General features: G+C 59.3%; 11 protein-coding genes. 8 read left to right on the top strand and 3 right to left on the bottom strand.

The window, feature by feature from the left end; translation table 11 throughout:
• Nucleotides 1-547: 547 nt before the first annotated feature.
• From dapA to Q7L05_RS03425, 7 genes are all read left to right on the top strand, one after another.
• Nucleotides 548-1,423, top strand: a complete 876-nt coding sequence (dapA, locus tag Q7L05_RS03395) for a 4-hydroxy-tetrahydrodipicolinate synthase (RefSeq protein ID WP_303901948.1) — start codon at nt 548-550, stop codon at nt 1,421-1,423.
• A gap of 43 nt (nt 1,424-1,466) precedes the next feature.
• On the top strand, nt 1,467-2,561 hold the full coding sequence (gene bamC, locus Q7L05_RS03400) for an outer membrane protein assembly factor BamC (protein ID WP_303901951.1): 1,095 nt from the start codon (nt 1,467-1,469) through the stop codon (nt 2,559-2,561).
• A 4-nt stretch (nt 2,562-2,565) separates the two neighbouring features.
• Nucleotides 2,566-3,327 (top strand): MBL fold metallo-hydrolase, encoded by a 762-nt coding sequence (locus Q7L05_RS03405; RefSeq protein ID WP_317623086.1) that lies wholly within the window; start codon nt 2,566-2,568, stop codon nt 3,325-3,327.
• A gap of 68 nt (nt 3,328-3,395) precedes the next feature.
• Complete coding sequence (gene purC / locus Q7L05_RS03410) at nt 3,396-4,109, top strand: phosphoribosylaminoimidazolesuccinocarboxamide synthase (RefSeq protein WP_303901954.1); 714 nt, start codon at nt 3,396-3,398, stop codon at nt 4,107-4,109.
• Between the two features lie 169 nt (nt 4,110-4,278).
• Nucleotides 4,279-6,171 (top strand): DNA topoisomerase IV subunit B, encoded by a 1,893-nt coding sequence (gene parE, locus Q7L05_RS03415; RefSeq protein ID WP_303901956.1) that lies wholly within the window; start codon nt 4,279-4,281, stop codon nt 6,169-6,171.
• 389 nt (nt 6,172-6,560) lie between these two features.
• A complete protein-coding gene (locus Q7L05_RS03420; protein ID WP_303901959.1) occupies nt 6,561-6,692 on the top strand; it encodes a DUF3096 domain-containing protein in 132 nt (43 codons plus the stop codon).
• A gap of 192 nt (nt 6,693-6,884) precedes the next feature.
• Nucleotides 6,885-8,714, top strand: a complete 1,830-nt coding sequence (locus Q7L05_RS03425) for an asparagine synthase-related protein (protein WP_303901962.1) — start codon at nt 6,885-6,887, stop codon at nt 8,712-8,714.
• 49 nt (nt 8,715-8,763) lie between these two features.
• On the opposite strand, the gene minE is transcribed toward Q7L05_RS03425, so the two are convergent.
• The 3 genes from minE to minC form a co-directional block, all read right to left on the bottom strand.
• Nucleotides 8,764-9,021: a cell division topological specificity factor MinE gene (gene minE, locus Q7L05_RS03430; RefSeq protein ID WP_303901965.1), complete on the bottom strand. Its 258-nt coding sequence runs from the start codon at nt 9,019-9,021 to the stop codon at nt 8,764-8,766.
• Nucleotides 9,022-9,029: 8 nt separating this feature from the next.
• On the bottom strand, nt 9,030-9,839 hold the full coding sequence (gene minD / locus Q7L05_RS03435; RefSeq protein WP_303901968.1) for a septum site-determining protein MinD: 810 nt from the start codon (nt 9,837-9,839) through the stop codon (nt 9,030-9,032).
• A 140-nt stretch (nt 9,840-9,979) separates the two neighbouring features.
• Nucleotides 9,980-10,660 carry a septum site-determining protein MinC gene (gene minC / locus Q7L05_RS03440; protein WP_303901971.1) on the bottom strand — a complete coding sequence of 227 codons (681 nt, stop codon included), beginning with the start codon at nt 10,658-10,660 and terminating at the stop codon, nt 9,980-9,982.
• Nucleotides 10,661-11,395: 735 nt separating this feature from the next.
• Here minC and Q7L05_RS03445 point away from each other — a divergent pair.
• Nucleotides 11,396-12,007, top strand: coding sequence for an RNA polymerase sigma factor (locus Q7L05_RS03445; protein ID WP_303901974.1), 612 nt, complete (start codon nt 11,396-11,398; stop codon nt 12,005-12,007).
• The last annotated feature ends 3 nt before the right edge of the window (nt 12,008-12,010 follow it).

Below are 12,010 nucleotides of genomic sequence, written 5' to 3' on the forward strand. Positions count from 1 at the left end.
TCGTCGCCGGGGCTCCTCGTAATGACAGCGGGGGCAAGTTCTTCAGGAGGAGCCCCAGCGACGCGGCAATCTGTGTCTTGGGAGCAGGAGATTACTTCGTCGCCGGGGCTCCTCGTAATGACAGCAGGGGAGGGCAAGTTCATCAGGAGGAGCCCCAGCGACGCGGCAATCTGCGGTTTTGGGAGCAGGAGATTACTTTGTCGCTCAGGCTCCTCGTAATGACAGCGAGGACAAGTTCATCAGGAGGAGCCCAAGCGACACGGCAATCTGGGGTTTTGGGAGCAGGAGATTACTTTGTCGCCAAGGCTGCTCGGAATCACAGCAGGGGAGGGCAAGTTCTTCAGGAGAGCTAACCGAGAGGCGCCGCTTTTTCGCCCGGTACGGCTCCGGTGTGGAGGCCGGATTTGCAGGGACCGGACCCCACCGTGGTTCTGTCGCGCGCAGGCTCCGCTCACCTCTGGCAGCGCCCGCCTGTGGAACAGTTCGCTTGTCTTCAAACAGGCGCCAAAGTACCATGCATTCTCTATTTTTCGGCTGGAGAACGGGCATGTTTCATGGCAGTCTGGTGGCCCTGGCAACGCCGATGCGGGCCGATGGTTCCATCGACGAGCAGAGCCTGGAACAGCTGGTCGAGTTTCATATTGAAAACGGCACGGACGGCATTGTGGCCGTTGGCACCACCGGAGAGTCCCCAACGCTCGATCATGACGAGCACTGCTGGGTGATAGAACGGGTGGTTGATGTGGCCGGTGGCCGGATACCGGTGATAGGCGGTACTGGCGCCAACTCCACTCGGGAGGCGATCGAGCTGACCCGTTGCGCCATGGAAGCGGGTGTGGACGCCTGCCTGTTGGTAGTACCTTATTACAACAAGCCGACTCAGGAAGGCATGTACCTGCACTTTGCCGCCATAGCCGAGGCGGTTCCGGTGCCTCAGCTCTTGTATAACGTGCCGGGCCGTACGGCCTGTGATCTCCTTCCGGATACCGTTGAGCGGCTCTCCCATATTTCCAATATCGTCGGCATCAAGGAGGCGACCGGCGACATGGAGCGTGCGCGGGAACTGATCGAGTGCTGCGGAGAGCGGATGGATATCTTCAGCGGTGATGACGCCACCGCGATGGAGCTGATGCTGATGGGTGGTAAGGGAAATGTCTCCGTGACTGCCAATGTTGCTCCCAGGCAGATGCACGAGATGTGCGCAGCCGCCATTGCCGGCGATCGTGAAAAGGCGGAGGCCATCAACCGCAAGCTGATGCCGCTGCATATCAAACTGTTCGTCGAGGCGAACCCCATCCCGGTGAAATGGGCGCTGTATGAAATGGGGCGCATCCCGCCGGGAATCCGTCTGCCTCTGACCATACTTTCGGATGCACACCACGAAACCGTGCGGGACGCACTGCGCCAAGCGGGCGTTCTGTAGAAGGCGAGCGCGTTCTCTATTTTTGAGTGTTGAGGAATTTTCGGTGCAAAGACTGACTTTGATTGTGGCGACATTGACTCTGTTGTCGCTGGTGGCCGGCTGCAGCAGCGGCGCAAAATCCACCCGCAATGCCGAGTATCAGCAGGCTGAGACGCTGCCACCACTGGAGATTCCGCCGGACCTGACCAGTCCGGTGGCCCGGGACGATACTTCCTTGCCGGAAATCTCATCCGGTCAGCACGTGGCTGCCGGCGGTCAACCTTCGTCGGTGCTTTCCGAAAAGAGCAATGTCGAGGTGAAGGGCCGGGGCGATCAGCGATGGCTGCGGATTGATGCTGCGCCCGAAGACGTATGGCAGCAGGTTCGTGATTACTGGTTGGAGAATGGCTTCGAACTCGCCATCGATGAACCGGATATCGGCATCATGGAGACCCGCTGGACCGCAGACCCGACTGACAAGCCGGAAGGGTTCCTCCGCAAATTGCTCGATCAGCTCTATTCCGCTTCCTCACGCGACAAGTTCCGTGTGCGCCTCGAGCGCACTGATGATGATAAAACCGAACTCTATCTGACTCATTACGGCGTCGAGCAGGTGGTAATGGAGCAGCAGATGAGGGGCGACGGGGAGCTGGTCTGGCAGCCGCGTCCGAGCGACCCCGAACTGATTCAGGAGATGCTCAATCGCGTGATGGTCTATCTGGGGGTTGATGCGGAACAGTCGAATCGCATGCTCGCCGATGTTGAATCGGAGCGGCCGCAAGCCGAGTTGGTGAAGGCCGGAGGTGAACTGCAAGTCGTTGTGCGCGATGGCTTTGACCGTGCCTGGCGACGCACCGGCATTGCGCTGGATCGCATTGGATTTGTGGTGGAGGATCGCGATCGCTCCCAAGGTGTCTACTACGTTCGCTATGTTGACCAGCTGGCCGATGCCGGCCAGAAAGCCGAGAAGGGATGGTTGAGCAAGCTGTTCGCCAGCGATAGCGACGGCGAATTGGTGAAGGACGGCGAAAAGGCACGTGTGGTGGTTCGCGGCGATGACCGCGAGACTCGTATTGCCCTGCATAGCGCCGAGGGCGATCCCGCTGATCCGCGCCGGGCCGAAATCGTGTTGGAGCGATTGACGCAGCAGTTGCGCTAGCCTGGTGCGGTTTGCATCTCTTGGCAGCGGTAGCGGCGGTAACGCCGCGCTGGTAGAAGAGGGCGGTACCTGCGTTCTCATCGACTGCGGCTTCTCCGTCAGGGAAACCGTGCGGCGGCTGGCGCGTTTGGGCCGGTCACCCGATTCGATCGATGCGGTACTGGTGACCCATGAGCACGCCGACCACATCGGCGGCGTAGGGGTTTGGGCCCGGCGTTACGGTACACAGGTCTGGATGACTCCGGGTACCTGGGGCCGTCGGGACCTTGGCGAGCTTCCCCGGATTGAGCTGTTTAGCTGTCATGAACCGTTTGCCATCGGTGACCTTGAAGTTTGGCCTTTTCCGGTCCCTCACGACGCCCGTGAACCGAGTCAGTTCGTGATGGGCAACGGCGCCTTCAGGTTGGGGATATTGACCGACGCCGGCCGCTCGACGCAGCACATCGAAGCGCAGTTGGAAGGCTGCGATGCGCTGATGATTGAGTGTAATCATGACTCGGAGATGCTGGCCAACGGGCCATATCCACCCTCACTCAAGGCGCGGGTAGGCGGCGGACATGGGCATCTCAGCAACTCCCAGACGGCGGGCGTCCTGGAACGGCTGAATACCTCGGGGCTCCAGCACGTGGTTGCCGCCCACCTCAGCGAGAAGAATAATCACCCGGATCTGGCGCGGGCCGCCATCAGCAATGCCCTGGGTTGTGAGCCGGAATGGGTGACGGTGGCCGAGCAGGATGAGGGCTTTGGCTGGCGCGAGATTGTCTGAACAGATTATCGAAGTCGCGCTGAATTACTATCGATTGCCCCTGTTGGGGCGAAATCCGGGAAGCCGATATGGAAAAGAAGTCTGAACTCTACGCCGGCAAGGCGAAATCGGTGTACAACACCGATGAAGCGGACAAGTTGATCTTGCAGTTCCGCGACGACACCTCGGCGTTCGATGGCGAAAAAATCGAGCAGTTGGCACGCAAGGGCATGGTGACCAACAAGTTCAATGCCTTCATTATGCAGAAGCTCGAAGAAGCAGGCATACCCACCCACTTCGAGCGTTTGCTGTCCGATACCGAGTCGGTGGTCAAGAGGCTGGAGATGCTCCCGGTCGAGTGCGTGGTGCGCAATATTGCAGCCGGTTCCATCGTCCGGCGACTGGGCGTGGAAGAGGGCATCGATCTTGACCCGCCCACGTTCGAATTCTTTCTCAAGGATGATGCCCGGCACGATCCGATGATCAACGAATATCACATCCGGACCTTCGGCTGGGCTACAGAGGCCGAGATTGAACAGATGAAGGCGCTGACCTTCCGGGTGAACGACGTCTTGAAAGCACTGTTTGGCGACGCGGGGCTGCTGCTGGTCGACTACAAGCTGGAGTATGGCCGATTCGAAGGTCGGATTATCCTGGGTGATGAGTTCACACCGGACGGCTGCCGTTTGTGGGATGCGCAGACCCGCAACAAGCTGGACAAGGATCGCTTCCGCCAGGGCATTGGCGGAGTGGTCGAAGCCTATGAAGAGGTGGCACGCCGCCTCGGGGTCTCGTTGGACTGAGTTTCCACTTATCGGTCGCTACGCTGATTTCCCCAAGCTACTCTGTGTTCCCGTGGTTAGACCATTAGCTGCTAACCCCTGAACCTTGATTGCCGAACCGCCCACTGCGTCCGCTGGTGGATTGCGCTACAATCCAGGCCGCTCAAGCGAACGGAGATTGTGCAGGCCTATGGCTGCTGACTACACCGCTGAATCGATTGAGGTCCTTTCGGGCCTGGAACCGGTGCGCAAGCGCCCCGGCATGTACACCCAGACCGAAAGGCCGAATCACCTGGCCCAGGAGGTCATCGACAACAGTGTCGATGAAGCGATTGCCGGGTACGCCAAGAGCATCGAGGTGACCCTCTACAACGATAGTTCCCTGGAAGTGAAGGATGACGGCCGCGGCATGCCGGTGGACATCCATCCCAAAGAGGGGGTGCCCGGCGTCGAGGTGATCCTCAGCAAACTGCACGCCGGCGGCAAATTCTCTAATAAGAGTTATCAGTTTTCCGGTGGTCTGCACGGGGTCGGTATTTCGGTAGTCAATGCCCTCTCCAGGCACCTGGATGTTCGGGTGCGGCGCGGCGGCAAGGAATACAAAATCACCTTCGGCGACGGCAAGAAAAAGTCGGACCTGGAGGTGATTGGTGAGGTGGGCAAGCGCAATACCGGCACCACCCTGCGCTTCTGGCCCGATACCACATTTTTCGATTCGCCGAAGTTCTCCGTTCCTCGTCTCAAGCATGTGTTGCGCGCCAAGGCGGTGCTCTGTCCGGGATTGCTCATTCGCTTCAAAGAGGAGGCCAGCGGCGAAGTCACCGAGTGGTTCTATGAAGACGGGCTGCGGGACTATCTGATGGACGCCCTGCAGGGCTGGGAAACCCTGCCGGAAGAGCCGTTTCTTGGTAGCTTCAGCGGGACCACCGAGGCGGCTGAGTGGGCGGTGGTGTGGCTGCCGGAGGGCGGTGAAGCAACTGCGGAAAGCTATGTCAATCTGGTGCCTACGGCCCAGGGTGGCACCCACGTCAACGGACTCCGCACCGGACTCACCGAAGCCATTCGCGAATTCTGCGAATTCCGGAATCTATTGCCGCGTGGTGTAAAGATTGCCCCGGAGGACGTCTGGGACAAGCTCAGCTATATCCTGTCCGTCAAAATGGCGGATCCGCAATTCTCCGGCCAGACCAAGGAGCGCCTCTCTTCACGGGAGTGCGCCCCGTTTGTCTCGGGTGTGGTGAAGGATGCCTTCTCCCTCTGGCTCAATCAGCACACCGATCTCGGAGAACGCATCGCCGACCAGGTGATCAACAGCGCCCAGTCACGGCTGCGGGCCGGGCGCAAGGTCGCCCGCAAGAAAGTCACTCAGGGGCCGGCTCTGCCGGGCAAACTAGCCGACTGTTCGAGCTCCGATCCGGATCGCACAGAACTGTTTCTGGTGGAGGGTGATTCGGCCGGTGGTTCGGCCAAACAGGCCCGCAACAAGGAGTTTCAGGCCATCATGCCGCTACGCGGCAAGATCCTGAATACCTGGGAGGTGGACCCGGCCGAAGTGCTGGCGTCCCAGGAAGTACACGATATCGCCGTTGCCATTGGTGTCGATCCCGGCTCTGAAAACCTGTCAGGGCTGCGCTACGGCAAGATCTGTGTGCTCGCCGATGCCGACTCCGACGGTGCCCATATTGCCACGCTCCTGTGTGCGCTCTTTTTGCGCCACTTTCGTCCGCTGGTGGCCGCCGGCAACGTCTACATCGCCATGCCGCCGCTCTATCGGATCGATGTGGGCAAGGAGCTTTTCTACGCCCTGGATGACGCCGAGCGTCAGGGCGTGCTGGATCGCATTGCCGCCGAAAAGAAAAAGGGCAAGGTGGCGGTTACCCGCTTCAAGGGACTGGGCGAGATGAATCCCATGCAGCTGCGTGAGACCACCCTGGCCCCCGATACCCGACGTCTGGTGCAGCTGACGGTCGAACCCGGTGACGACACCAACCAGCTTATGGATATGCTTCTCGCCAAGAAGCGCTCACCTGAGCGCAAGTCTTGGCTGGAGCAGAAAGGGGATTTGGCGGAAGTGCTGGCATAATGGTTCGCAATCGAGCCTGGAGGGAAGCGCGCCAGCTATACTCGGAGTAAATCAGGGCAACCGCGTTTTGAAGCGAGTGATGCAAGTGCTTGATATCAGGTCGACGGAACACGACTGCATGGAAGCAGGAGGTAGAACAACGCACGCCGTCATGGAAGGCGGTGGTAGACAATGCATGGAGCATAGGGTCGGGTGACCCGTTGTCGAGAGATGCTGCCGTCGAGCCTACAGGGATGAAGTGATGGCTCCTGCATCATCTTCACTTCCTACATCCCTGTAGGTCGTATCCACGGCAAGCCTGATATCCAGCAGTTGCATCCGCTCGCCAAGCACCAAGCTTGTGAGTATGTGTTCCCTACGGACTAAATGATTGGCGAAAGGAATCTTCCATGACTATGGTAACGTTGCAGCCCATCGTGGCACTGCTCGCCGGTAGTTTGATATTGCTGATACCGCGGATGTTGAACTATATCGTTGCTGTATACCTCATCATCGTCGGTATTCTTGGTCTCATTCAGTAGCCGTCTGGCGAGAGGGCTCTCGGCCCGGGTTTACTCGGTAGGCTCCTGACATCGCCTGTTTCTCTCCGATGTTTTCGGACGGCTTCTTCATTCGGTACTGTTCATTGGCACTGGTAACTCCGGTGCTTCTTGCCATACTTTTCTGTCTGAAGGGCTGGTAGCACGCAACCCCGGACCGGAAAGCAGAGGCCTATGGCAGGTATCGTGATCAGTTACGACCCCAGCGGCCGTAACGGAGAAAATGTCCATACCGTTGCGGCAATGCTGCGTGGAATTGGTCGCCCTGATTGTGAGCCCGCTATTGCTATCGAAGGCGAGGTGGTGTTGGCGTCCTGTGGCGGAAAATCGCCACTTTGGGATGCTTCACACAGCTGCTGTGTGCTGTTCGAGGGCGAACTGGTTGGTGATGGCCACGATGCACCTGAACTCCGGATCCTGGAGCTCTACCGGGAACGGGGCGAGGGTTTTATAGAGGCCCTGAATGGCACTTTTGCCTCCGTCGTCTGGGACGCAAAATGCAAGCGACTGATGGTGGGCAATGACCGATTTGGACTCCATCCCCTCTACACGGCCATCGTGAATGGCCGTCATCTCTGGGCCTCTTCCCCCAAGGCGATGTTGGCCAACCCTGCATTCACGGTCCATCTCAACCCAGTCGGCTTGGCTGACTTTCTTGGGCTCAATCTGTTCCAGGCCGACGACACCCTGGTTCAGGGCGTGTCTGAAATCACCCCGGGAACCTTCGATGTCTGCGAGCCCCACGGTGTGCGAACGCTCCGCTATTGGGATTTCGTTCTTAGCGAAGAGGAGAATGGCCGATCCTCCCGGAGTTATGTGGAAGGCGCTGTTGACGTACTTCGAGCCAGTGCCGGCCGCAGGCAGGCGAACGAAGAAACCAGCGGTTTCCTGTTGAGCGGCGGGACCAGTTCCCGCGTGGCCCTCGGGGCACTTGATCGGGGTCGCCTGGTGGGATTGGCTTTCGGCGCCCCGAACAGTTCCGAGGCGGCCTTTGCCTGGCAGGTTGCGGAAACCGCCGGGATCCCCTTTCGTTTTCATGCCCTGGGGCCGGAGCGGCTAAAAACTGACGCTCCCGTGGGTATCGAACGCAGTCCGGAGCCGCTGAGCTGCATCCAGTTCGACGGGCTCGGTGCGTGGGGAACGGTCGATGCCGACTGCAAGGTTATCGTCACCGGGTGTGGTGGCGCCGCTGTGTTCGGGCAACCCGCCCGCCCGCGAGAGTGGGCAGGCGAGTTTACCGCCGAGCGCCATTTTGAGGCTTTGCGGGTTTTCAGCGATGAGGATTTGTCGCAACTGCTTCAGCCGGGATGGTACCGACAGATAGAGGGTGCAGCACTCCGTCGGTTTCGGGATGACCTCGCACGCTGCCCATCGCGCCACGGGATCCACCGGCTGGACTACTGGGCGCTGCGCCAGTGGACCCGCCGCCTCGATAGCCGGTTGGCCCATCTCTTTCCTGAGGGGACACGGATACGACCCCTGTTTCTGGACAACGAAGTGGTTGACTTTGCCCGTGCACTGCCCCCGTCGCTGCGCTGGGGCGAAAAATCCGTCTATCGACGCGCCCTGTTAAAGATCGCTCCCGAACTGGCCAGCCTGCCGGTGACGACCACAGGCGGTCTGCCGCTCTCCTACGGCCTGCGCAGGCTGCGATACCATCATCGCCTTGCTGCATGGGCCAAGAGATTCAGTCGTGCATCCGGAGGCATCCTGCTGCCTGCCAGCCGGCCTCTCAGTGCCGCACCCGATTATGCCTCCTGGTTGAGGCGGGATCTCCACGACTGGATGACAAAACTGCTGCTGGAGCCACGGACACTCGACCGCGGTCTGTGGCGTCGGGAAGGGCTTCTCGCCCTGATTGCCGATTGTCTGAATGGCGGCGACCGGGCCCAACCTGCAGCCCGCAAGATCTTTACCCTGATCAGTCTCGAATTGTGGTGCCGCCGCTACTTTGATATCGCCGGAGAAGCGGTTCTGCCAAGCGACCATTCCGCGGCCCGCTAGCGGCTTTACTGCCCCTAGGCCATTAACCATTGTCCAATAATCGACAGTCTTAAGGCTTGTCCGGCAGGGTAACGTTCAGCTCCAGCACCTCATAGTCCCCCTCCTGCTCGAGGTGGACCTGGACTTGTTCCTGGTCGACGGGGATGTACTTGCGGATCACTTCCAATACCTCCCGCTGCATGGCCGGGAGAAACTCATAGCGACTGTTGCGTTCGCCCCGCTGATGGGCGATCACGACCTGCAGCCGCTCTTTGGCCAGCTTGGCACTGCTGGGTTTCGTTTCGCGAAAGTAGCTGATTAGACTCATTATTCACCTCACCCGAATAGCCGTTTCAACAGGCCCTTGGGTACCGCTTCAACGAAGCGAAGCGGCACCTGTTCACCGAGGAAACGGGCGACGACGTCGGAATAGGCCTGTCCCGCCGGGTCCTTTTCATCAAGGATCACCGGCTGACCGGCATTGGAGGCCTGTAGTACACTCTCCGATTCGGGAATCACGCCCAGCAGTCCGATCCCGACCAACTCGACGATATCGTCCACGCTCAGCATGTCGCCGTCGGAAACCCGTGCCGGCGCATAGCGCGTGATCAAAAGATGCTCCTTGACCGGCTCATCCCCTTGCTCCGCCCGGCGTGATTTGCTCGCAATGATGCCGAGCATCCGATCGGAGTCACGTACCGAGGAGACTTCCGGGTTGGTGACCACGACGGCCTCATCAGCATAGTACATGGCCATTTGGGCACCACTTTCGATGCCGGCCGGCGAGTCGCAGACGATGTACTCGAAATCGGCCGCCTTCAGTTCGTCGATGACCTGGCCGACGCCCTCACGGGTGAGGGCGTCTTTGTCCCGTGTCTGGGAGGCGGGCAGAATGTAGAGCCCCTCAACACGCCGATCCTTAATCAGTGTTTGATTGAGGTTGGCCTCGCCCTGGACCAGGTTGATGAAGTCGTATACCACGCGCCGTTCGCAACCCATGATCAGATCCAGGTTGCGCAGGCCCACGTCGAAGTCGATCACGACCGTCTTGTGACCCCGCAGGGCCAAACCGGTAGCGAACGCGGCACTGGTGGTGGTTTTGCCTACACCGCCCTTGCCGGAGGTCATAACGATTACTCTGTTCAATGCGCTCTCCCCGTGTTGCTCGCAATAGTGGTCAGTTAGGTCGGGCCTGTCGCCTGACAAGACGGCCGACACGAATGCTTCCCCGCTCCCCTGGGCCTCCCTTTGCTGGCGTCTACCTTTCGCTGGGCGTACAAGGCATCTTACACGGTCTCGATGCGCAACTGCTCGCCATCAAGATGGATGTAGGCCGGCCCACCGCGTTGGCCGGCCTCCGGCTCCTCCAAGGTTCGGTAATGTCCTGCCACGGAGACCAGTTCGGCATGAAGTACGGCGCAGGAGATGGTGGCCGTATCATCCCCCAGGATTCCCGCCAGCGCACGGCCCCGGAGCGGCGCGTGGACGTAGATAGAACCGCCCGCCAACACCTCCGCGCCGGCACTGACCGGAGCCAGCAGAATCAGATCGCCGAGGGTATGGATCTGCTGTCCCGAGCGGACCGGCTGGCTGACGACGCGCACCGGAGTGCGGTCGGATTCCGGTTTGGGAGCCTCTTCAACCGCCCTTTCTCGCTGCCCGCCCAATAGTTTCCAGCCGGCAGTCTGTGCCGCCTCTGCCTGCGTCGGCCCGGCATTGCTGATTCCGGCCGGGATGATACCGGCTTCGCGCAGCGCGGCATCCAGCGCCACGAAGTCGGGCAGCGCCTCTGTCTCCTGCAGGGGTGCCAGATCCAGCGCCACCAGCGCTCCCTGAAACATGCCCGGGGCCTGGGTGACGGTCTCTTCCAAAGCCCGGCGGAAGCTTTCGACATCGGTGTCGCACAGCAGCAGTCGCTGCATCAGCTGCATGCCGGCGCGGAGCTCAAAGGGGCGGGGTTCACTCATAGTTCGCTAATGTCGCTTCGAAACCAATCCGACCATTATACCGGCCCGAGATACCCATGTGGGAACAGCGATTGTATCGCAATCGACGGAGGGCACCATGCAGAATAGCCACAATCGGAGTACCGATTGCTCATGGGAAAGAGGGGGGCGAGCTGAAGAGAAACCGGAAGGACGGGACACGTGACGCCTCTGGTTTCCGGGGTCAGAGGATACCGTACGATCTCGCCAACCTGATTTAGCCGGATATCAGCAAGAGCCGTGTAAGCGATAGGGAAGTGATCACCATAACATACCCGGGCGTTTATCCCCTGAATAATGAGAGGCGTGCGGCATGTCTCGAACGTCGTCAGGCAAGCTATCTTCCGCCTGTGCTAGCTGGAAGTCCCCTGCTGCGATTTGTATGGAAAACAGTCACATAACAGAAGAACCCGACTAGGAGCTTGTCCGAGAATAGCGACCGTCACGAGGGCAAGACGGATTGAGTGGGATTTTTCGGTCATTGGAGACGAATACGACTGCATGGACGCAGTCGTTAGAGCGACGCATGCCGCCATGGATGGCGGTAGTAGAGAGTGTCTGGAACCTATTCTCGATGATGCCCGAGCCGAGTAGGTCAGCCTATTCTCGGACAGGCTCCTAGAGAGGTTTGCCTGTGCTAAAAGCGATCAAAAATTCCTGGAACTTTTATGTCTGTAGTGCGTTATGACAATAAATGATTACGGAGTACGGCTAAAGGTGTCTGTTTTATCGATCGCCCCGATCCTGAGCGGCCTGGGCAGGTCCAAACGGAGGGATTTTCGCGAACTTCGGGACGAAGAGTGCGCCGAAAGGTCGGGGGCCGGGGATAACGACGCTTTCGCCGAACTCGTGCGACGCTATCAGAACCGCGTCTTTCGTTACCTGAAACGGATGGTTGGTTCCGAGGAGGAGGCCCGTGACCTTACCCAGGAGACCTTTTTGCGAGTCTACAAAGCGCTGCCGAAATGGAATGAACAGGCCCTGTTCCGATCCTGGTTGTTTCGAATCGCGAGCAATGCTGCGATCGATGAATTACGCCGCCGCCAGGACCATCGGCCGCTGTCACTCAATGGCCTCGACGAACCGGTGTCACAACAACCGACCGTTGAACACATCCACTACGCTGAAGAACGCTATCTGTTTCTTGAGAAAGCACTCATCCGAATATCAGAGATTTACCGCCAGCCCCTGCTTTTGCGAGAGCTTGAGGGGATGACCTACTCGGAGATAGGCAAGTTGTTGGATTTGACCGAAGGTACTGTAAAATCTCGCATTGCCCGCGCACGTGCGAAGCTGTGTGAACTATTCCGAAACTGCGGATATTGTTGAAAG

The sequence above is a fragment of the Thiohalomonas denitrificans genome (genome assembly GCF_016841685.1).
In the GTDB taxonomy this organism is placed as follows: Bacteria; Pseudomonadota; Gammaproteobacteria; order Thiohalomonadales; family Thiohalomonadaceae; genus Thiohalomonas; species Thiohalomonas denitrificans_A.